Origin of the sequence: Bradyrhizobium sp. LMG 9283, from assembly GCF_045571415.1 — a bacterium.
Taxonomy (GTDB): domain Bacteria; phylum Pseudomonadota; class Alphaproteobacteria; order Rhizobiales; family Xanthobacteraceae; genus Bradyrhizobium.
Map to the genome: position 1 here is coordinate 5,897,853 of NZ_CP120691.1, position 21,530 is coordinate 5,919,382.

At 63.4% G+C, this 21,530-nt stretch carries 21 protein-coding genes and 1 pseudogene; 9 read left to right on the forward strand and 13 right to left on the reverse strand.

The window, feature by feature from the left end; translation table 11 throughout:
- Nucleotides 1-71 precede the first annotated feature (71 nt).
- The 4 genes and pseudogenes from P6U29_RS27895 to P6U29_RS27910 form a co-directional block, all read right to left on the reverse strand.
- A complete protein-coding gene (locus tag P6U29_RS27895) occupies nt 72-1,259 on the reverse strand; it encodes an MFS transporter (protein WP_407113392.1) in 1,188 nt (395 codons plus the stop codon).
- A gap of 28 nt (nt 1,260-1,287) precedes the next feature.
- Nucleotides 1,288-2,508 (reverse strand): annotated as a pseudogene (locus tag P6U29_RS27900) (MFS transporter).
- Complete coding sequence (locus tag P6U29_RS27905; protein ID WP_407113394.1) at nt 2,493-3,857, reverse strand: NAD(P)-binding domain-containing protein; 1,365 nt, start codon at nt 3,855-3,857, stop codon at nt 2,493-2,495. Before P6U29_RS27905 ends, P6U29_RS27900 begins: the two are co-directional and overlap by 16 nt.
- Nucleotides 3,858-3,905: 48 nt before the next feature.
- Nucleotides 3,906-4,223: an ArsR/SmtB family transcription factor gene (locus tag P6U29_RS27910; protein ID WP_407113396.1), complete on the reverse strand. Its 318-nt coding sequence runs from the start codon at nt 4,221-4,223 to the stop codon at nt 3,906-3,908.
- Between the two features lie 701 nt (nt 4,224-4,924).
- Here P6U29_RS27910 and P6U29_RS27915 point away from each other — a divergent pair.
- From P6U29_RS27915 to P6U29_RS27925, 3 genes are all read left to right on the forward strand, one after another.
- Nucleotides 4,925-5,815 (forward strand): tyrosine-type recombinase/integrase, encoded by an 891-nt coding sequence (locus P6U29_RS27915; RefSeq protein ID WP_407112448.1) that lies wholly within the window; start codon nt 4,925-4,927, stop codon nt 5,813-5,815.
- Nucleotides 5,816-5,826: 11 nt separating this feature from the next.
- Nucleotides 5,827-7,023: an IS91 family transposase gene (locus P6U29_RS27920; protein WP_407112447.1), complete on the forward strand. Its 1,197-nt coding sequence runs from the start codon at nt 5,827-5,829 to the stop codon at nt 7,021-7,023.
- 551 nt (nt 7,024-7,574) lie between these two features.
- Nucleotides 7,575-8,585 carry a hypothetical protein gene (locus P6U29_RS27925; RefSeq protein ID WP_407113398.1) on the forward strand — a complete coding sequence of 337 codons (1,011 nt, stop codon included), beginning with the start codon at nt 7,575-7,577 and terminating at the stop codon, nt 8,583-8,585.
- A 537-nt stretch (nt 8,586-9,122) separates the two neighbouring features.
- Here the strand turns inward: P6U29_RS27925 and P6U29_RS27930 are convergent.
- Together P6U29_RS27930 and P6U29_RS27935 are read right to left on the reverse strand one after the other, a co-directional pair.
- A complete protein-coding gene (locus P6U29_RS27930) occupies nt 9,123-10,319 on the reverse strand; it encodes an IS91 family transposase (protein WP_407112447.1) in 1,197 nt (398 codons plus the stop codon).
- A gap of 11 nt (nt 10,320-10,330) precedes the next feature.
- Nucleotides 10,331-11,221: a tyrosine-type recombinase/integrase gene (locus P6U29_RS27935; protein ID WP_407112448.1), complete on the reverse strand. Its 891-nt coding sequence runs from the start codon at nt 11,219-11,221 to the stop codon at nt 10,331-10,333.
- A 303-nt stretch (nt 11,222-11,524) separates the two neighbouring features.
- Here P6U29_RS27935 and P6U29_RS27940 point away from each other — a divergent pair, with 303 nt between their 5' ends.
- The 3 genes from P6U29_RS27940 to arsC are packed head-to-tail and all read left to right on the forward strand — an operon-like array spanning nt 11,525 to nt 12,986.
- Complete coding sequence (locus P6U29_RS27940; RefSeq protein WP_407113400.1) at nt 11,525-11,884, forward strand: ArsR/SmtB family transcription factor; 360 nt, start codon at nt 11,525-11,527, stop codon at nt 11,882-11,884.
- Nucleotides 11,884-12,585, forward strand: a complete 702-nt coding sequence (locus P6U29_RS27945; protein WP_407119436.1) for an aquaporin — start codon at nt 11,884-11,886, stop codon at nt 12,583-12,585. Before P6U29_RS27940 ends, P6U29_RS27945 begins: the two co-directional genes overlap by 1 nt.
- The gene (gene arsC, locus P6U29_RS27950; protein ID WP_407113402.1) at nt 12,582-12,986 is read left to right on the forward strand and encodes an arsenate reductase (glutaredoxin); all 405 of its coding nucleotides are present in this window, start codon (nt 12,582-12,584) and stop codon (nt 12,984-12,986) included. The genes P6U29_RS27945 and arsC overlap by 4 nt, the downstream gene beginning before the upstream one ends.
- 190 nt (nt 12,987-13,176) lie before the next feature.
- On the opposite strand, the gene P6U29_RS27955 is transcribed toward arsC, so the two are convergent.
- The 7 genes from P6U29_RS27955 to P6U29_RS27985 form a co-directional block, all read right to left on the reverse strand.
- Complete coding sequence (locus P6U29_RS27955; protein WP_407113403.1) at nt 13,177-13,677, reverse strand: GlcG/HbpS family heme-binding protein; 501 nt, start codon at nt 13,675-13,677, stop codon at nt 13,177-13,179.
- Nucleotides 13,678-13,706: 29 nt separating this feature from the next.
- On the reverse strand, nt 13,707-14,300 hold the full coding sequence (locus P6U29_RS27960; RefSeq protein WP_407113405.1) for a family 16 glycoside hydrolase: 594 nt from the start codon (nt 14,298-14,300) through the stop codon (nt 13,707-13,709).
- Nucleotides 14,301-14,579: 279 nt separating this feature from the next.
- The gene (locus P6U29_RS27965) at nt 14,580-15,467 is read right to left on the reverse strand and encodes a DUF1259 domain-containing protein (protein ID WP_407113407.1); all 888 of its coding nucleotides are present in this window, start codon (nt 15,465-15,467) and stop codon (nt 14,580-14,582) included.
- A gap of 32 nt (nt 15,468-15,499) precedes the next feature.
- On the reverse strand, nt 15,500-15,733 hold the full coding sequence (locus P6U29_RS27970; RefSeq protein ID WP_407113409.1) for a hypothetical protein: 234 nt from the start codon (nt 15,731-15,733) through the stop codon (nt 15,500-15,502).
- A 483-nt stretch (nt 15,734-16,216) separates the two neighbouring features.
- Nucleotides 16,217-17,194 (reverse strand): tripartite tricarboxylate transporter substrate binding protein, encoded by a 978-nt coding sequence (locus P6U29_RS27975; RefSeq protein ID WP_407113410.1) that lies wholly within the window; start codon nt 17,192-17,194, stop codon nt 16,217-16,219.
- Between the two features lie 71 nt (nt 17,195-17,265).
- A complete protein-coding gene (locus P6U29_RS27980; protein WP_407113412.1) occupies nt 17,266-18,168 on the reverse strand; it encodes a VOC family protein in 903 nt (300 codons plus the stop codon).
- A 13-nt stretch (nt 18,169-18,181) separates the two neighbouring features.
- On the reverse strand, nt 18,182-19,174 hold the full coding sequence (locus P6U29_RS27985; protein ID WP_407113414.1) for a zinc-dependent alcohol dehydrogenase family protein: 993 nt from the start codon (nt 19,172-19,174) through the stop codon (nt 18,182-18,184).
- Between the two features lie 109 nt (nt 19,175-19,283).
- Here P6U29_RS27985 and P6U29_RS27990 point away from each other — a divergent pair, with 109 nt between their 5' ends.
- The 3 genes from P6U29_RS27990 to P6U29_RS28000 all read left to right on the forward strand — a co-directional run bounded on the left by P6U29_RS27990 (nt 19,284) and on the right by P6U29_RS28000 (nt 21,530).
- Entirely contained in the window at nt 19,284-19,985 is a 702-nt protein-coding gene (locus P6U29_RS27990; protein ID WP_407113416.1) for an FCD domain-containing protein, read from the forward strand.
- A gap of 94 nt (nt 19,986-20,079) precedes the next feature.
- The gene (locus tag P6U29_RS27995) at nt 20,080-20,943 is read left to right on the forward strand and encodes a fumarylacetoacetate hydrolase family protein (protein WP_407113418.1); all 864 of its coding nucleotides are present in this window, start codon (nt 20,080-20,082) and stop codon (nt 20,941-20,943) included.
- An 8-nt stretch (nt 20,944-20,951) separates the two neighbouring features.
- On the forward strand, nt 20,952-21,530 hold the full coding sequence (locus P6U29_RS28000; protein WP_407113420.1) for an amino acid synthesis family protein: 579 nt from the start codon (nt 20,952-20,954) through the stop codon (nt 21,528-21,530).

Below are 21,530 nucleotides of genomic sequence, written 5' to 3' on the forward strand. Positions count from 1 at the left end.
GGTCAAGCATTCGTGACCGAAGCTATCGATGCCTGTCAGGCCGCTCAGCGCCCCCGATACTCGTGGTCTGCCTATTGCGACCTCGATAGAAGCTGTTCGGGCCGAGCCATCCGCGCCCATAGCAACGCGAGCGGGCCTAGTGCGATCCCGGCCGCGAGCACGATGAAAGCCAGCAACCAGCCCTCTGCACTCTGCGGACCGCCAGCAGCATCGAGTGCAGCCCCGGTTCCCCACGCTCCGATCGCCGACAGGCCGAAGCCGACGGTCGAATGCAAGGCCAGAGTCGCCCCGCGATGCTCCGAGACGGCTGCAGCCGACATGCCGGCTGTCAACGCACCAGAATCCGCCGGCACCGTCAGGCCATAGATCATCAGCAGCAACGCCAGCACCCATGCCGGAGCCGTCGCATTAAGGCCGATGACGAGCGCAACGCAGGCCGAAGCGATCATCACCACCGTGATCGCCCGATGTCGCCCGAACTTCAATGCGGCCTCGTTGCCGAGGATGCTGGCCGGCATGGAGATCACTGCGAAGCAGAAGCTCATCAGGACCGGGCTCAGCCATGAGGGCGCGCCCTGATGCGCGACGACGTAGGTCCAGAATCCGACCAGCCATGTGCGAATGCCGTAGAGCTCGAAGCAGTGCGCACCGTAACCGAAGATATAACCGAGTGCCTCGCGGTTGGCGAAAACGGGCGCAAAGTTCAAGAGACGTCCGACTCTCGGAGCGGGACTACGCCTCTCGATCAAGAGACACGCGACCACCATCGCGATGGGACCGATGCCGGTCACGTAAAACGCGGTCCGCCATCCCCAGCCATCTGCGAGGACTTGCGCGATCAGGAACGACAGGCCGACGCCCACCGAGAAGCTCGACGTGTAGAGCGTGACCGCCCGTGAGGTGTCGCCGACGGGCAACCGGTCCGTCAGTGCCTTGAGCCCCGGCATGTAGGCACCGGCAAAGCCCAATCCTGCCAGCGACCAGATGCTGGTCCCCGACCAGAACCCTTGCGCGAAGATGCCAAACGCCACCGTCGCAAGTCCGCTCACGACAGAGCCGCCCAGGAGCACGAGCCGAGCATCGATACGATCAGTCAACGTCGTCAGCACGGGCACTGCGAGCATATAGCCGAACGCATATCCGCTCGCCATCAAGCCGCCCTCGGCGGCGGACAACCCCCACGCCGGCATCAGATGCTGCGCCAGATTCGCGGACAACGTCACGTGCGGCAGCAGATTGCCGAGCTGGCCGATACACATCACTGCAATCAGCGGCCAACCGCGCAGGCTACGAATGTTCCCCTCCCATCTGACAGGGACTCATACTGTCTGATCCCCACGAAGCAGCAGAAGCGCAAAAAACGCAGAGACCGAGGCCAGCGCGCCGATCCAGAGCGCGCCGCTGCCGAAATGCTCTACCATCAGTCCCAGCGCAAGGGGCGCGAAGGCGCCCGTTGCCCTCGAAGGCAACGAGATCATCCCGACACGCCTGCCGAACCCTACCGGCCCAAACAGCGCCAATGGCAGCGTACCACGGGCAATGGTGATGATGCCGTTACCCGCGCCATACACGCACCGTGAAGGCCGGTGCGAGCAAAGGGCCGCCCGCGATCAGCGCAAGCACGCCGACCGGATTCATGAGCATGGCGAGCCTCGCCGACAGCAGCGGATGAAACCGGCCAAACCATCCTGCTTCCAGAAGGCGGGCGCCGACTTGCGCAGGGCCGACCAATGCGCCTGCGAACAACGCCTGTGCCGGCGTGGCGCCGAACGCAACCAGCATGGTCGGCAGAATGGCCGAGACTCCGGAGCTGACAAAGCTCGCGGCCGCAAACATGTACGCCAGCAGCATCATTGCGAAGGTTTCGCTCTGGCGCTCGGATTGCTGGCTCGCGCCCACGCTCGGTCGGGAGTCCTGATCCAGTGGAGCGGCACGGGGTAGCGAAAGGTTGAGCGGCAAGGCAAGACCGATATGGATCACCGCCCATAGCTGGCAGGCCGCGCGCCAGCCATACTCCGAAGCGAGCAACGTCGTGAGAGGCCAGCCGAGTGTGCTGGCGAAACCGGCGATCAGGGTGATGCCGGTGATCGTTCGTCGCGCATTGGCACCATAGATGCGCGCAAGCGTCGCGAATGCCGCTTCGTAGAGGCCCATGCCCATGCCGATCCCGAGCAAGATCCAGGCCGTGATCAGCACCGCTACGCCATAGGCTACGGACAGCAGGAGCAAGCCTGCGGCGAAAACGAGGTTCGAGACGGCAAGCAGGCTGCGCCCGCCGAACGTATCGATGGCATGCCCAACTCTCGGACCGAGCAGGCCGGAGACGATGAGAGCTCCCGACAGCGCGCCGAACACGTAAGTCGGCGCAAGACCGAGATCACCCGCAATCGGCGCAGCCAGGATCGCAGGAAGATAATAGCTCGACGCCCACGCGATGGTCTGCGCGGTGCCGAGCGCGATGACGACGGTGAGCGGCCCCGCAGTGCCTCGCATCATGAGCAACCGCATCCGGTACCACCTGCCCTCCTGGCCGCTTCATCGGCGGCACAGCAGGCCGAGGGTTCGTCATTGGCCGGACCGCCGCAGCATCCGGCTGCGCCGGCGGACTCCACGCCGCCGCGTGTGCAGACGCCGGTCTCCGGCAGCACAAGTTCGACGCGTGCCGCAGCCTCCTTGTCGCCCGCGATGTCTGCGACGATCGAGCGGACCTGCTCGTATCCGGTCGTCATCAGGAAGGTTGGCGCGCGACCGTAGGACTTCATGCCGGCGAGATAGAAGCCCGGCTCATCATGCGACAGTTCGTGAGCCCCGTGAGGCCGCACCGTTCCACAGCTATGCTCATTGGGGTCGATGAGCGGCGCGAGCGCGAGAGGCGCCTCGATCGCCGGGTCGAGCCGCAGCCGCAGCTCGGACAGGAACGAGAGATCGGGCCGGAAGCCGGTCGACACCACCAGCTCATCCGCAACCACACGCCGCGCACCGCAGCAGGCGCCTGCCGAAATCCTGAGGCGGCTTTCGAACTCCGAAATGTGGGTGACGCCGAAGCCGGTCTCGACCGCAATCTTTCCGGCAGCCACGAGCGCGGCGAAGGCGGAGCCCAGCTCGCCGCGCGCGGCAAGCTTGTCGTTGCTGCCGCCGCCGAAAGCCTTTGCAGGATCGCTGCCGCGCAGCAGCCACACCGGCTTGGTGCCGGGCACCTCCTCGGCGAGCTGCGCGAGATCGATCAGCGTGCCCACCGCGGAATGGCCAGCACCGAGCACGGCCACGATCTTGCCAGCATATCTGCCGCGAGCTGTGCCGCGCACATCCGGCATGCCATAGGTGATGCGATCAGTGCACTCACGTTCGCCGATCGCAGGCAGACCGTTGCTGCCGGCGGGATTGGGCGAAAACCACGTGCCTGAGACGTCGATGACGGCATCGGCGCGCAGCAGCTCGGGGCCCTTGCCGTTCTGATAGCGGATTTCGAAAGGCGCTTGCTCCCTCCCCTTGGTCTTCGCCCTGTCGAAGCCAATGCGGCTGACGGCCTTGACGCGGCTGGACGTCCGGATCACCTCACGTAGCTTCGTTCGGGTTGCGAGCGGCGCAAGGTACCGTTCGATCAACTCGCCGCCGGTCGGGTAGGATTGAGGGTCCGGCGAATTCCAGCCCGTGGGCGCGAGCAGGCGCGCCGCGGCCTTGTCGACATTGTATTCCCACGGCGAGAAGAGCTGGACGTGCTGCCATTGCCGCACCGCATGCCCGGCTTCGGGTCCGGTCTCGAGCACGACGGGGGACATGCCGCGTTCGAGCACATGCGCGGCGGCAGCGAGACCGACCGGCCCCGCGCCGATGATGGCTACCGTCTTGCTGGCCATTCCGAATCCTCCATCTTTCTAGAATTATGGAATAATTGATTAAATGAATCAGGCTGCGGTCTGAACATCCTTACATCCGGCTTCGTCCGCACAGCACTCCGCGACCAGGAAGTCGACCAGGCCCCGCATGGCGTCGAAGTTGGCGCGGCAGATCAGGGTCGTCGATTCCCTGGTCTGACTGACCAGTCCGACTGCGACCAAAGTCTTGATGTGGTGCGACAGCGTTGACGCCGGGATCCTCAGCCTGTCCTGCAAGCGGCCGACCGGCATGCCCGCGTGCCCGGCCCGAACCAGCGCGCGGTATATCTGCAGCCGGGTCCGATTCCCCAGCGCTTCCAGGCGTGCTGCTGCGTCGTCGATCTTCATGAGCGCCACGGTGCGCCCGTGCACATCGGTTGTCAAACATTATTTCTAGAATATTCGAAATATGCAGTTGCGGCATCGCTGGTTTCGGCCGTGTAGCTATAAACCCGGCAGCCCCATGCGATTGGTGACTACGTCCGCTTTGCTCCTATCGCGACCAAGTACGTGCGACAGCGCAATATGTCGCGATGGGCCAACAGCCGACGTTCTCCAGCGACAGGGCGACCAACTGAAGTAGCCTAGTTCCCGCAGTATGATAAGGTCTCACCATGGGAGCGTTGACATTCGAAGGCCGGACCGTGGAATACCAATGGGCGAGCGACGTCGAGTTCGACGGAATTCGCATGGAAATCTTTCGGGTGATCATGGAAATCTTTCGGGTGATGGAGGTACGCTCTTTGTTAGTGTCCCCGATGGCGGACCAATCACCATCAACACCTTCGGCAAAGAGGTTGCTGCATCTCTGATCGAAGCAGCAATCGAGGTCGTGCGCCGCTCAAGATAGTCCGTGCTTTGACTATCACCGATTGGCGCAAACCAAGCTCGCCGGAGAACCGCGTGAAGTCGGTTAAGCGTCAAAGGACTAAACCGCTCGCGCGGTAGGGCGCTACGGCAGGCGGGGCAGCCAACAGGATAGCGCAACGGGGCGTCCTGTCTTGAGATCGAGGGGTTCGACAACCTCACTCAAGACAGGAGCATCCCCAATGACCAAGCAGGCCATCAGCCCGTTGCGCCAGCGCATGATCGAAGACATGGCGATCCGCAAGTTCGCTCCGAAGACCCAACATGACTACGTGCAAAGGGTCAAGGATTTCGCGGCGTTCCTCGGCCGCTCGCCCGACCAGGCCCAGCCGGAGGACGTGCGCCGCTTTCGGCTTCATCTGGCGTCGATCGGCGCCCACGCGCCAAAGATCAACGCCACGGTCTCGGCGCTGCGCTTCTTCTTCAATGTGACGCTCGATCGGCCCGAGCTTGCCAAGCACCTGTCGTTCATGCACGAGCCGCGCAAGGTTCCGGTTGTGTTAAGCCCGGAAGAGGTTACGCGCTTTCTGGAGGCAGCGCCAAGCATCAAATACAAAGCTGCGCTCAGCGTCGCTTACGGTGCGGGACTGCGCGTCTCTGAGGTCGTTGCGTTGAAGGTGTCCGACATCGATTCCGAACGCATGATGTTGCGCGTCGAGCAGGGCAAAGGCCGCAAGGATCGCCACGCCATGCTGTCTCCGGTGCTGCTCGCGCTCTTGCGCGACTGGTATCGCATCGGCCGCCCGCAAGGCTGGCTGTTTCCGGGACTGAAGCCGGCCAGCCCGATGACGACACGCCAGCTCACGCGTGCCTGCCATGCTGCGGCGGACATGGCCGAGATTGCCAAGCGGGTGACGCCGCACACCTTGCGCCACAGCTTCGCGACCCACCTGCTCGAGCAGAACATCGATATCAGAGTGATTCAGGTCCTGCTGGGCCACGCTAAACTCGAGACGACGGCGCTCTACACCCGCGTCGCCACCAACACCATCCGCGAGGTCATGAGCCCGCTGGATCGCCTCACGCCGCTGACGTCCAAGAAGAATGAGTCCAGGGACACGCCACCGGCCTAAGCGGAAGGCACGTGGCGCGTCCAAGATTGGAGGTCGCGGACATCTTCCGCGGCCATGGTCCGGCGTGGCGTCAGGCCAACGCCGGCCATGTGAGCCTCCAGCAGTTGAAGGTGATGTCGGCGATCGAGCACTGCCGCACGGCGGAACTCGGCGGCCATGTCGCGCGCTGCGCGGATTGCGCCTATACGACCATCGCTTACAACTCTTGTCGCAACCGCCACTGCCCGAAGTGCCAAGGCGCCGCCGCGAAGCAATGGCTCGCCGAACGCGAAGCCGAGCTGTTGCCGGTGCCGTACTATCACATCGTGTTCACACTGCCGGCGGCCATCGCCGACATCGCCTACCAGAACAAGGCCGTCGTCTACGACCTGCTGTTCAAGGTCTCGGCCGAGACCATGCTGACGATTGCCGCCGACCCGAAGCATCTCGGTGCCAGGATCGGCATCACCTCCGTGCTGCACACCTGGGGCTCGGCACTGACCCATCACCCGCACGTGCACATGATCGTGCCGGGTGGCGGCATCTCACCAGATGGCCAGCGCTGGGTATCATGCCGACCGGGCTTCTTCCTTCCGGTGCGCGTGCTCTCCCACCTGTTCCGACGGCTGTTCCTGGAGAAGCTCATCGCGACCCACCGAGCCCGTCGCCTGAGTTTCTTCGGCGATTACGCGCATCTGGCTGACGCACAGTCCTTCGCAGCCCATCTCGCGCCGCTGCGTAAAGCCGAGTGGGTCGTCTACGCCAAGCGTCCATTCGGTGGCCCCGAGGCGGTGCTGGCCTATCTGTCACGCTATACTCATCGCGTTGCCATCGCCAACAGCCGCTTGATCGCCTTTGACGAACAGCTCGTCACCTTCAAATGGAAGGACTACCGCATCGAGGGCCGCGACCGATACAAGCAGATGACGCTCGCCATCGCCGAGTTCATCCGCCGCTTTCTCATCCACGTGCTGCCGAAGGGCTTGCACCGCATCCGCCACTACGGCCTCTTCGCCAAGAGTGCTTGCGCTGACAACGTCGCCCACGCGCGTGAACTGCTCGCCGTCGCAAGACCTGAAGGCCAGCCCACTGCCGCCGCCGATCCCGGCAAACCGAGTTGTCCATGCTGCGGCGGTCGCATGATCATAATCGAAGTCTTCGAGCGCGGTGCAATGCCACGGCATCGGCCGACAGCTCCAACGAACCACATCAGGATCGACACCTCATGACCGTGCCGCAATCCCGCAAATCCGCTCGCCGCGCTCGCTGGCCCTCGACCAGCCACGGCAGAGCGCGCCCAGATATCCACCAGCCGTCGCAAATCGTCGGACAACTTCTGGAGTTCAAGGCCATCCGCCGCGCATTCGTCAGCGACTTCACCGTCGTGCAACTCGTTGGGCCGACTCGATCCCAATCAACGAGTTCGCCCGCGGCGCTCAAAACCCCATAGCGCCTGCGGCCCGACCTTACATCCCTTACCCGCGGTTTCCTCCCTTGGAGGCTTTCGGACGCCGGCCGCCGAACACGCCGCGCCGTCCCTCATGCGGCCGGCATCCGAAACCCTTCACAAAATCGGCGGTCCAGACCGCTGCCAATCAGGTTCCGCTCCACACCCGACAGCCGACGCCCCAACGAGCATTCCGCTGGGCGCGATGGGCCAGCAGCAGACAGGTGGCAATGCCAAACATACCGGTATAATAAAGTCGCTTGTTCGCGAGAAAGCCCAGACATGTCAGCCAGCGATCGACCGTTGGGGCTGTAACAAAGGAGGCGATCAGACATGGGCCGCGGGTTTCTTGGTTTACTCACATTAGCGACACTCGCGATGACGACATTGGCCGTGGCCGGTAGCATGTCGTTCGACGAGGACAAAATCAAAGAATTGAAGAAGGCCGGATACGTCGAACTGCGCGGTGCCGAGGCGGTTGACTTTCTCGTGGGCAATTCTGCCGTAAAACGTGACGATCAACCACGTAGAGGGCAAACTGGCGCCAATAGGCCTCAAATCAATTATTATCCAAACAACCGTGTGTGGTACACTTGCCGAGGATCGTTCGGCGCGGATTGCGACGTTCAATCGTGGGATGTTGAAAACGGTGACATTTGCTTTTCTGTCGATCCGTGTGATGAAGCACCTACGATTTTGAAGGCCCGACGCTCAAATAGCGATAAGCTGGGCCTGATGATATACGACCAGAGCGAGCCCCCTTACGAGGTCTACGATATTGCCAAGGGCAATCAGGCCGGCGCGCCACTGTTCGACGATCGCTTCGCTGGCCGCTTGATCGAACTCGACAGAGTAAGACCGAGCAAAGAGATAACAGATGCGAACACGCACACCGAGGACGGAGTTATTTCAATCTCGGGAACGCGCGGTATTTCATTTCTGGTAGGAAATACTTTTCTCTCTCACGATGTGGCAGCCCCATCCAAAGAACAAGGTGACCCCGCCTGCCCTGAGCACGGTACGTATTATTCTCCGGACGGCCACATTATATCGTTTACTTGTCAGCCTCCGCCGAGCCGGCTCTGGACGATATCTGTCCGGCATTGGAAACTTCAATCGGGGGCGATTTGCGGAAAACAGTCCACAGATCTCAGTAAGTGTGCATTAGCACGGCTGACTGCGACACTTGCGCCAGAAACTCCCAACGACGTCGATAGCAAGTTGCGAGTTCAAGATCGGCAAAACGGCGTTACTCTTTTCGGCTATGCAGGCAACGTTCTCAATTTCAGGCTTGAGAACCGCTTAAGCGCGGAACGCTCAAGCAGAGAAAGATCCGAGCGATAATTAAGTGGGCTTCTCACAGGTGCCATTAAGTACGTTGTTCCGCCAATTTCGTTCTGATGATCTCGGCTTTCTGCGCCATAATTTTGCACTGCAAGCCAGCAATCTCCTTTTGGTGAAAGTGCCTAGCTCGGTGATTTCCGCTTTTGGTCATTTTCGACGGCTTCAGTGTAGATTGTCGGCCGGCTGATGTCCGCTTCTGTGAAGGGTTTCGGATGCCGGCCGCATGAGGGACGGCGCGGCGTGTTCGGCGGCCGGCGTCCGAAAGCCTCCAAGGGAGGAAACCGCGGGTAAGGGATGTAAGGTCGGGCCGCAGGCGCTATGGGGTTTTGAGCGCCGCGGGCGAACTCGTTGATTGGGATCGAGTCGGCCCAACGAGTTGCACGACGGTGAAGTCGCTGACGAATGCGCGGCGGATGGCCTTGAACTCCAGAAGTTGTCCGACGATTTGCGACGGCTGGTGGATATCTGGGCGCGCTCTGCCGTGGCTGGTCGAGGGCCAGCGAGCGCGGCGAGCGGATTTGCGGGATTGCGGCACGGTCATGAGGTGTCGATCCTGATGTGGTTCGTTGGAGCTGTCGGCCGATGCCGTGGCATTGCACCGCGCTCGAAGACTTCGATTATGATCATGCGACCGCCGCAGCATGGACAACTCGGTTTGCCGGGATCGGCGGCGGCAGTGGGCTGGCCTTCAGGTCTTGCGACGGCGAGCAGTTCACGCGCGTGGGCGACGTTGTCAGCGCAAGCACTCTTGGCGAAGAGGCCGTAGTGGCGGATGCGGTGCAAGCCCTTCGGCAGCACGTGGATGAGAAAGCGGCGGATGAACTCGGCGATGGCGAGCGTCATCTGCTTGTATCGGTCGCGGCCCTCGATGCGGTAGTCCTTCCATTTGAAGGTGACGAGCTGTTCGTCAAAGGCGATCAAGCGGCTGTTGGCGATGGCAACGCGATGAGTATAGCGTGACAGATAGGCCAGCACCGCCTCGGGGCCACCGAATGGACGCTTGGCGTAGACGACCCACTCGGCTTTACGCAGCGGCGCGAGATGGGCTGCGAAGGACTGTGCGTCAGCCAGATGCGCGTAATCGCCGAAGAAACTCAGGCGACGGGCTCGGTGGGTCGCGATGAGCTTCTCCAGGAACAGCCGTCGGAACAGGTGGGAGAGCACGCGCACCGGAAGGAAGAAGCCCGGTCGGCATGATACCCAGCGCTGGCCATCTGGTGAGATGCCGCCACCCGGCACGATCATGTGCACGTGCGGGTGATGGGTCAGTGCCGAGCCCCAGGTGTGCAGCACGGAGGTGATGCCGATCCTGGCACCGAGATGCTTCGGGTCGGCGGCAATCGTCAGCATGGTCTCGGCCGAGACCTTGAACAGCAGGTCGTAGACGACGGCCTTGTTCTGGTAGGCGATGTCGGCGATGGCCGCCGGCAGTGTGAACACGATGTGATAGTACGGCACCGGCAACAGCTCGGCTTCGCGTTCGGCGAGCCATTGCTTCGCGGCGGCGCCTTGGCACTTCGGGCAGTGGCGGTTGCGACAAGAGTTGTAAGCGATGGTCGTATAGGCGCAATCCGCGCAGCGCGCGACATGGCCGCCGAGTTCCGCCGTGCGGCAGTGCTCGATCGCCGACATCACCTTCAACTGCTGGAGGCTCACATGGCCGGCGTTGGCCTGACGCCACGCCGGACCATGGCCGCGGAAGATGTCCGCGACCTCCAATCTTGGACGCGCCACGTGCCTTCCGCTTAGGCCGGTGGCGTGTCCCTGGACTCATTCTTCTTGGACGTCAGCGGCGTGAGGCGATCCAGCGGGCTCATGACCTCGCGGATGGTGTTGGTGGCGACGCGGGTGTAGAGCGCCGTCGTCTCGAGTTTAGCGTGGCCCAGCAGGACCTGAATCACTCTGATATCGATGTTCTGCTCGAGCAGGTGGGTCGCGAAGCTGTGGCGCAAGGTGTGCGGCGTCACCCGCTTGGCAATCTCGGCCATGTCCGCCGCAGCATGGCAGGCACGCGTGAGCTGGCGTGTCGTCATCGGGCTGGCCGGCTTCAGTCCCGGAAACAGCCAGCCTTGCGGGCGGCCGATGCGATACCAGTCGCGCAAGAGCGCGAGCAGCACCGGAGACAGCATGGCGTGGCGATCCTTGCGGCCTTTGCCCTGCTCGACGCGCAACATCATGCGTTCGGAATCGATGTCGGACACCTTCAACGCAACGACCTCAGAGACGCGCAGTCCCGCACCGTAAGCGACGCTGAGCGCAGCTTTGTATTTGATGCTTGGCGCTGCCTCCAGAAAGCGCGTAACCTCTTCCGGGCTTAACACAACCGGAACCTTGCGCGGCTCGTGCATGAACGACAGGTGCTTGGCAAGCTCGGGCCGATCGAGCGTCACATTGAAGAAGAAGCGCAGCGCCGAGACCGTGGCGTTGATCTTTGGCGCGTGGGCGCCGATCGACGCCAGATGAAGCCGAAAGCGGCGCACGTCCTCCGGCTGGGCCTGGTCGGGCGAGCGGCCGAGGAACGCCGCGAAATCCTTGACCCTTTGCACGTAGTCATGTTGGGTCTTCGGAGCGAACTTGCGGATCGCCATGTCTTCGATCATGCGCTGGCGCAACGGGCTGATGGCCTGCTTGGTCATTGGGGATGCTCCTGTCTTGAGTGAGGTTGTCGAACCCCTCGATCTCAAGACAGGACGCCCCGTTGCGCTATCCTGTTGGCTGCCCCGCCTGCCGTAGCGCCCTACCGCGCGAGCGGTTTAGTCCAGTGCTTCGTAACCGCCGACCGGGTCCTGCTCGGAAGCATTGCGTCTCGCCAGACCGCTCGCCGCCAACTATCTCGCCTTCCGTCCAACTCGCATCTATCCGGCTATGGCTGGCCGCGTTATGAGACCGCGCCCCAATTCTGGTTGACGCGACGCCGATAATTCCATAAGTCTGGATATATGGAAACCGAAGAAGCCCTCCTGGCGCTCGCCGCGCTGTCGCAATCGACCCGTCTGGAGGCGTTCCGGACGCTGGTCCGGCACGAGCCTGACGGTCTTGCGGCCGGCGACCTCGCGCGGCTGCTGGAAGTCCCGCAAAACACGCTGTCAGCGCATTTGGCGATTCTGAGCCGCGCGCGCCTGGTGTCGTCCGAGCGGCACAGCCGCTCGATCCTCTATCGCGCCAGTCTCGGCGAGTTTCGCGACGTTGCAGTCTTCCTGCTGCGCGATTGCTGCGGCGGACGGCCGGAAGTATGCGAACCCGTCGTCGAGACTCTGCAATCGTGCTGCTCGCCGAAACCCAGGAGGCGAGCCCGCTGATGGACAATTTTGATCTCTCGCGGCGCCTCGCCGCCGAAGCGCTCGGCACGGGCATTCTCGTCGCCACCGTGGTCGGCTCCGGCATCATGGCGGAAACGCTGACCAAGGACATCGCCCTTGCGCTGCTCTGCAATACCTTGCCGACCGGCGCCATTCTGGTTGTCCTGATCACGGTGCTCGGCCCGATCTCCGGCGCACACTTCAATCCCGCTGTGACCCTCGTCTTCACCGGCAAGCGCGAACTGCCGGCGAACGAGGCTGCGCTCTATATCATCGCGCAAATCGCCGGCGGTATCGCGGGAACAGTGGCGGCGCATCTGATGTTCGGGCTACCCCTGCTCGACCTCTCGACGAAGGTTCGAACCGGAGGGCCGCAATGGTTCGCCGAAGCGGTGGCCGCCTTCGGGCTGGTTGCGACCATCCTGGCCGGCATCCGGTTTCAGCGGACGGCAGTCCCCTGGCTGGTAGGCCTCTACATCACCGCGGCCTATTGGTTCACGGCCTCCACCTCGTTCGCCAATCCGGCCGTAGCCATTGCGAGGTCCCTGACCAATACGTTCGCGGGCATTCGCCCCACCGACTTGCCTGGCTTCATCCTTGCCGAGTTGTGCGGCGCCTTCGCCGGCATGCTGCTGATGAACTGGCTGCTCGGACGCCCAGGCGCGTACGCCTCAGTCGCAATTACGGAGACGACCCGATGACCGTCACCATCTATCACAACCCCGCCTGCGGCACCTCGCGCAACACGCTGGCGATGATCCGGCAAAGCGGCACCGAGCCCGTCGTCGTCGAATATCTCAAGACGCCGCCGTCGCGGGATCAGCTCAAGGAGCTGATCGCGACGATGGGCATTCCGGTCCGCGCGCTGCTGCGTGAGAAAGGGACACCCTATAAGGAGCTAGGCCTGGACGATCCCAAATGGACGGACGACCAGCTGCTCGATTTCATGATCGCCCATCCCATTCTCATCAACCGTCCGATCGTGGTGACGCCGAAGGGCACGCGCCTGTGCCGGCCGTCGGAAGCCGTGATCGATCTCCTGGACAATCCGGTCGGCCGCTTCGTCAAGGAAGACGGCGAGGTGGTCGAACCGCGCGGATAAGACTAAGCGACTCTCGGGACAGGCAAGTCGACGACCCCCGGCACCACCGTTCGGCAGGACAGGCCGCAAAGACCTGGCCGCATGCGCCGTCAAAAGTAAGAGAAACTCGTAGCCGGCTATATGAACCGGTTCACTCGCGAGCACGAATTCAGCTCGATCTCGCGCGGGTCCGAGATGGACATTCCCCTCCTCAGAACTCCAGCTTGTCACGTATCGCCTCGATCCCGGCTTTTGCGCACGCTTCGTCCGCGTCACCGCCGGGAGCGCCGGATACGCCGACCGCCCCAACCAGAGAGCCGCCCGCTTCGACGACCAGTCCTCCTCCGATAATGACCGTGCCGGGCAGATTACGAATGCCCGACTGCATCATGCCCGGCTGACTGAGCGCATTCAGCTCACTCGTGCTGGCTTTGAATGACGCAGCCGTCCACGCCTTGCCCGATGCCGTCGAGGGAGTGTGGGCGCCTGCAAAGCGATCGCGGAGCATCACTTGTGTGACGCCGAAGCGATCGACGACAGCGACGGCAACCTGGTATCCACGTGTGCGGCAGCTATCCAACGCAGCACGTGCGAGATCGAGCGCCAACTCGGGACTGAGCGACTTGTAGGCGACGAGGGCCTCTTCCGCCCATATTGGATTGATGAACGCGATCAACAGGGCCGCCGCGACCGACAGAGGTCGAACATTCATGGCTATCTCCGGCAAAGGTGGGCAAACGGCTATTTGAGCTCACCATATGTCAGATCGTCGAACAGGGTCACGCTGTCCGCCTTGGTCCACAGGCCTATCATTCCTGGGCTTGTAATCGTAGCGTCCTCTACCTCGAATAACGGCTTTCCGTCATAGGTCACCTTGAATCGATTGCCCGCGAAGTCGCAACGCAGCGCGTGCCATTGCCCGGACGCCACCGGCGTGCTGACGCCATAGCCGCCCTTGCGTCCGACAATCTCCAGCGAGGTTCGAACGCCTTTGATCGTCTTGTAGAGCACCACGTTGTCCTCCAGCGCGTTAGCCCGGACGACGTAGTAATTGTCCGCGTCCTTCGCGCGCCAGATGATCCCCGCGGCGCGATCCTCTGAACCGGCGATGGCCTTGAATTTGACCTCCACGAAGCCGTCACCGATGCTGGTATCGTTCTTGATGGCCACCGGGAAGGTTGCCCGCCCGGATTGCTTGAGCACGTTCGGCTTGCTTGGCGCCGTGGCGTCGGCCTCAACGATCCATTTCGATTGCCCCTGACCGGTCTTCGTCAAGGTCCACCCGTCCGGCGGCGTTCCGGCAGGAGCGTTGTCAAAATTCAGGGTCTTGGCCACGGCGTTCCCTCCCGTCAACAAAACCAGCATGAGGGGCAAGGCAAACCTCGCCCGCCCAGAAGGTCGGGGCGGAAGGGCGGCTGGGCGGATCATCGATCTTCGCATCATCGACCTCGTTTCTGTTGGAGCTGCGAGCCGCTTGCCCCGCTCGCACACAGCACGACCGCCAACACAGCCCAGCGAAAGGTCTCGTCGTCAATCTCCCGAACAGCTTGAAGCCGACCAAAGGCAGCGACCGTGAAGGAACACCGCACAGCATCAGAGTTCTCTGGTCCTCACTCAGCTCTTAGTACTGGCCGTCTTGTCCAGCGCCGCACGCACGCCGCTCGCGAGCTTGAGCGCATCGTCGTTGGCCCAGAAATGCATGAAGAACAGGCGCGGTTGTTCGTCCAGCATGTGGCTGTGCAGGGCCGTCACCGCGATCCCATGCGACCGCAACGCCTTGATCACCGGGTTGACCTCGTCGCCGGTCAGCACGAAGTCGCCCGTAATCGCGGCCTTGCCGCCGCCGGTCGGCTGAAAGTTGACGGCGGTTGCAACGCCGAGCGGCCCGACCGGGCTCAACTGCATGCCTTGCTCGGTGACCGGATCGCGGCGGGGAACATTGAACTGGTAGACGCCGCCGTTCGCCTGGCCTTTGACGCCGATGATGTTGTCGAGCTGCGCAGTGTCGAGATCGACGGCCGGCGGAGCGGCCGTCGAAGCCGGCGCCGACAGCGGCGTCTTGCTTTCGGCGAGCGCATCCTTGATGGCCGCGGCGATTCTGGCGGGATCACCGTGGCCGGCCACGTGCATGTAGAACGTTGCCGGGCTGGCGCCGAGCAGATGATTGTGCACGGCGGTGATCTCCAGCCCGTTCGCGATCATCTTCGCCATGACCGGGTTGATCTCGGGTTCGAGCAGCACCAGATCGCCCATCGCCATGACGCCGCCATGCGCGGGCTTGAACGCGACCCAGCCGCCGAGTGCCAGCGCGGGCTTGATGGTGACGCCGTCGAGTGTCACCGTGAGATCGGTGCGTGGAAAGCCGTAGCGATGCACGTCGCCGGTCACGGCCGCTTTCCGCCCCAGCGTGTCGTCGACCTTCTGCCAATCGATGTCCTGCGCGTGAGCGCTTGCGATGAAGCAGGCGCCGATGCCGATCAGCGCCGAGATTGTCTTTCGCATTGATCTGCTCCCTCAGCTTGGAATTCAGTCACTCACTTCTGCTCCTTGACCTGACCGCTACTGTCGATGACGAGCCGCACCTCCTTGCCGTTCTTCACCGCCTTGGCAGTCATCCCTTCCGCGGTCGACTTGACGTCGCTGACTTGCGTGTAGCCGGCTGCCTGGAGCTTGGTGACCAGCTCTTCCTGAGTCAGCGCGCGTGCGGTCGACAGCCCACTGGCGATCGCCAGAAACAGGACTGTGTGAAAGATTGTCCTTGTACGCATGATCATCCTCCTGACGTGTCCTGCCCCGGGTGAAGTCGCTTCCCACGAGCCGTAGTGGGATGCCGATATCAACGCGCTTCGGCGTGGCCGCGCGCGAATGAACCATCTCGATTTTTCTGGCGGGATCAGGAATGACGACATGCTGCGCCCTTGGTGATCAGGACGCGATTCTTGGGCATGTCGCCTCGCGGGGAGATCGCATATCCCCGACGCTTCGAAATAAAAACCTGGGAGACTGGACTGTCAACCGGCGCATGGCCAAGGCACATCACGAAGAATTCACTCTTCGCAACGGAACCAAACCACAATCTTGAAACGCCGGGGCGACCTCACGTACATCGTCCGCGTGGGGACAAGGCAGACTCCCCGTGAGACCCCGGTCCAGGCTCTGCGCAGCACGCAATTCGTGGGGCTTGCAGCGCATGCTCCGGACTGCAGGGGGCATTCCGGCGCATAGCGGGACAGCGTGCAAGCTCCCGCAGCTCAGATCTTCGGGAGCTTCGCCCGCTCCACCACGCCGGTCCATTTGACGATCTCGGTCTCGATCAGCGCCTTCATCTCCGCCGGCGAGCTACCGCGGACCTCACCGCCGACGGCCGTCTCCAGGCGCTGCTTGATGTCGGGATCCCTGAGCACCTCGAGCGCCGCCGCGTTGAGCGTCGCTATGATAGCGGGCGGCGTGCCCTTCGGCGCCAGCAGGCCCGCCCAGGTACGCACGTCGTAGCCCTTGATGCCGGCTTCCTGAACGGTCGGGACATCGGGCAACAACGCCGTGCGCGCCGGCGAGGTCACCGCGAGGCCACGGATCGCACCGCTCTGGATTTGTGGAGCAAGCAGCACGGGCGTGCCGACAATTACCGGAACCTCGCCGCCGAGCAGTGCAGTGATGGATTGCGAATCGCCGCGATACGGCACGTGCACAATCTCGACGCCCGCGGTTGCGTTCAGTAATTCTCCCGCAAGATGATGCGTGCTGCCGAATCCGACCGATCCAAAGCTGAGCGCGCCAGGCTTCTCCTTGGCGATAGCGATGAGATCGCCGAGCGATTTTGCCGGATGATCGTTGCGCACCGCAATGACGAGCGCATAGTAGACCAGCGTCGAGATCATCTCGAAACTGTCGGCGGGCTGGTAGGCGAGGCTCTTGTAGGTCGCCGCAGAAATCGCATGGGCGCCGGTGACGAGCCCGAGCGTGTAGCCGTCGGGCGCGGCCTTTGCGATCGCGTCCGCCGCGATGTTGCCGCCAGCGCCCGGCTTGGCCTCGACGATGATCGGCTGCCCGAGCTTCTTCGAGAGCCCGTCGGCGATGATGCGCGACAGCGTATCGGCCGCGCCGCCTGCGGCAAAGCCGTGCAGCAGGCGGATCGGGCGCGACGGATAATTGTCCGCCGCCGCAGGAGTGGTTGCAAGACAACCGCCGAGCAGAAAAATGGCCGCAGCAAGCCGCTTCATCCCTCGCATGGATGCTTCTCCCTTTGATAGTTATGTCTTTGGCCGCGCGTGCGGCGATCTTCCGTTCGAACTCAAAAGCGCTAGCGCGCGAACTCCGTGCATTCCGGCGATGGCGCCATGCCCCAGACGTCGCGCGGCAGGCCGACCCAGACTTTCGGCCGCTGCGGACGATCGCGATGCCAGGGCCGCGGATCAAAATAGCCGAGCGCCTCGTCGGTCATGCGGTCGAGATCGCAGAACAGCTCGACCAGATGGCCGTCGGGATTGCGGTGGTAGATCGCGGTGTTGTGGCCGGGGCCGTGACGAACCGGCCCCCAGAGCACGGGTAGCTTGTGCCGCGCGAGATGGTCGCAAGCGCGATGCATGTGATCGGGTCCGCGCAACTCGAAGGCAAAGTGATGAAGACCGCGAACGGGCGCGCGGGCAAAATTGAGCGTGTGGTGCTCGAAACCGCTGCGCATGAAGACGAAGCGGTCCTCGATCCAGTCGGAGACTCGCAGACCCATCACCTTCGCGTAGAACTCCGAAGCGGCCTTCGGATCGGGCGTGCGCAGCGCGACGTGGCCGAGCTTGGAAACCGCAAGGGCGCCGATCCGCTCCTGCGCGGGCGTCGGCGTCCAGCCCTGGATCAATTCGAAGCGCGTGCCTTCAGGGTCGCTGAAGGACAGCAGCCGCGACACGCCAGGCAGGAAATCACTGTGCAGCTCGGGCCGCAAGTCAGCCTGCTTCAACGCAGCGCCCAGCGCCTCGAGCTGGACATCAGGGGATATCTCGAAGGCGATGCTCTTCAGCGCGGCGTCACCGGGCTCGATCACCAGCGAGAGCTGCTCGGAGTCATTGGCGAGGAACAGGCGGCCTTCGTCGCGGGCGACGAGGCCGAGACCGATCACACCGCGGTAATAATCGAGCAGCCGCTCCGGATCGGGCGAGGTGAAGGTCGCGTGCCGCAGCCGGGTGAAGCGTGCAATGGGTGCTTGCGTCATCGTGCGGTCCCCCTCATGGCGTCATGATGATCTTGCCGAGCGCGGAGCCCTGCTCCAGCAGCGTATGGGCCTTCCTGACCTGGTCGAGCTTCAGCACCGCGGAGATCGCGGGCTTGATCGCATTGCGGCTCAGCGCCTCGATCACGCTGCGCATCAGAGCGCGGCGGCCGTCGCGATCGTGGTCGTAGATATGGAAGGAAAAGCAGCGCACCGCCGGACAGATGTCGAGATGGTTGCGCATCGCCGCCATCAGGTTCTCTTCCGGCAATCCGGCGAAGGCGTTGTAGGACAGCAGCGTGCCCCATTTGCCGAGCGCGCCGAGATAGCCGGCGAATTCCGGCCCGCAGACGTGATCGAGCACAAGGCCGACGCCCTCACCGCCGGTCAATTCGCGCGTCCGCGCCACGACATCCTCGCTCCGGTAGAAGACGACGTGATCGGCGCCGTTCGCCCTGGCGAACGCGGCCTTCTCCTCGGTCGAGACCGTGCCTATCACGGTCATCCCGGCGAGTTTTGCCAGCTGCACCAGCGCGGTGCCGACGCCGCCGGCAGCGCCTATCACCAGCACGCTTGCGGGCGCGCGCGGATGGCGGCACTCGTGCAGCAGCGCATAGGCCACCTGGTAGTTCGACAGGCACACGGCGGCTTGCAGATCGACATGGTCGGGCAGCGCGTGAACGGCATCCGCGGGCGCGACCACATAATCGGCGTAGCAGCCGCCGCGCTGGGACAGATCGCGCGCGCTCAGCAGCACCTTCTGGCCGACGGCAATGCCCTCGACGCCGGACCCGAGCGCGGAAATGCGGCCGGCAACGTCATTGCCCGGATTGGCCGGCAACGGCGGCATCCATTTGTAGACGCCGCGCCGGATCAGCACGTCGGGCTGCCCGACCCCGAACGCTTCGGCCCGGATCTGCACCTGGCCGGCGCCCGGCACGGGCACCGGCAGTTCGACCACCTCAAGTGCATCCGGCCCGCCCGGCTGACGCACCAGCACTGCCCTCATGTCTTCACGCTCCCCCGGACCACATTTTCGAAAATCATACCGTTTGCGAAAATTATTGCAAGATGGTCGTTGCCGCGGCATGTTGAGCCATCGATTCATTGGCTGAGCCATGTCCGAAAGCGCCATCCGCCCCCGAAAGGAATTCGGCAAGACCATCGCGGCCGACATCACCCATCGGCTGCGCGAGGAGATCATCGCCTGCGGCCTTGCACCCGGCGAGCCGCTGCGTTTCGACGTGCTGCGCGAACGGTTCGGCGCGAGCTTTACGACGCTGCGCGAGGCGCTGACGGCCCTTGCCGCCGAAGGCCTGGTCGATGCCCAGGAGCAGCGTGGATTTCGCGTCGCGCCGGTCAGCCGCCAGGACCTGGTGGAGGTCACCGATGCGCGGGTGCTGATTGAGGTGGAATTGATCCGCCGCTCGATCGAGCGCGGCGATGACGATTGGGAAATCGCTGTGATATCGACGCTGCATCGCTTGAAGCGGATCGAGCAGCGCGATCCCGAACATCCCTTGCGCGATCCCGAATGGAAGATCGCCCATCGCCAATTCCACCAGGCGCTGGTGTCGGCCTGCGGCTCGGCGACGCTGCTCGCCATTCGCGCCGAGTTGTTCGACCGCGCCGAGCGCTACCGGCACCTGTCGGCCAATTTCCGGCCGCGTCCGCGCGACAAGGCCGGCGAGCACCAGGCGATCATGCAGGCCGCGATCTCGCGCAATGCCGATCTCGCCGTGCAACTGATCGAGGCGCATATCCGCTCGACCGCCGACAACGTGGCGACATACGCCGGCCATCTGCTCGACGCCGAATAGCGCAACCGCACTTTCGAAGACGGCGGGCTTGCGTGCGAGCTCATTTTCGAAAATAATAGCCCTCATCGAAAATTGAAACCCTTGGGGCGAAACCATGAAGCTGCTGTCGTTCTTGGACGGAAACCGGGAAAGCTGGGGCGCGGTTGTCGAAAATGCCGTCATCGATCTCGGCCGCGCCCTGCCCCAATATCCGACCCTGGCGGACTTCCTCGGCAGCGACGACTACGCGCGCCGTGCGGCCATCGTCGCTGCAAACAAGCCCACCCTAGCGCTCGGCGACATCAAATACCTGCCGGTGATCCCGCGGCCCGAGAAGATCGTCTGCGCTGTGCGCAATTATCTCGACCACCACAACGAGGCGGTCGCGTTCGGCATGAAGCGCGAGATCACGGAGTTTCCGCCGATCTTCCTGCGGGTCTGGCGCTCGCAGGTCGCGCACAACGCGCCGGTGATCCGGCCGAAGGTCTCCGACAATTTCGACTGGGAGGGCGAGCTCGCCGTCGTCATCGGCAAAGGCGGCCGTCACATCAGCCAGGCCGATGCCTGGAATCACGTCGCGGGCTACTCGATCTACAACGACGTCAGCGTTCGCGACTGGCAACGCCACGCCCAGCAGATCGCCTCGGGCAAGAACTTCGTCGGCACCGGCCCGTTCGGTCCGTGGCTGGTCACGCCGGACGAGATCGGCGATCCCACCAAGCTGAAGCTCGAAACGCGCGTCAACGGCGCGACTGTGCAGTCCTCCGACACGTCGATGCTGATCTTCTCGATTCCGCGGCTGATCGAATATTGCTCGACCATCTTCGATCTCGTCCCCGGCGACGTCATCGCCACCGGCACGCCGGCCGGCGTCGGCTTCACCCGCAAGCCGCCGATCTTCCTCAAGCCGGGCGATGTGGTCGAGGTTGAAATCGAGAACATCGGCGTGCTCCGCAACCCGGTCGTGGACGAGGCGTAAGACGCGGCATGTCCTACGATATTCGCAAGACCGCGCTCAGTGTCGAGACCGTCTGGCACGAGCGCGGGCCGCGGCTGGAGAAGCCGCTGCTGGTGGGGACCGCGGTCGCAGTGATCTGCAATCCCTTCGCCGGCCGCTATGAGCCAGATCTGATGCCGTTCCAGGCTGGCTTGCGTGAGCTCGGCTCCGAGCTTGCAACCGGGCTGATCGCGCAGCTCGGCGGTGCATCGCAGATCGAAGCCTATGGCAAGGGCATCATCGTCGGCGAGGACGGCGAGCTCGAGCATGGCGCCGTCTGGCACAAGGCCGGCGGCCACGGCATGCGCGAGGTGCTCGGTCAGCCCAAGGCGATCGTGCCGGCGGCAAAGACGATCGGCGGGCCCGGCACGCGGCTGATGGTGCCGCTCGGCCACATCCGCGCGGCCTATGTCCGCAGCCATTTCGGCACCGCGGAGATGACGCTGTGGGATGCGCCACGCCGCGACGAGATCGCCTTCGGGCTCGTGATGGCGACGGGCGGCCGCCCGCACGCGCGCATTGGCGGCCTCAAGGCATCCGAGATCTCCGTGCATGACGGGCAGCGCTGA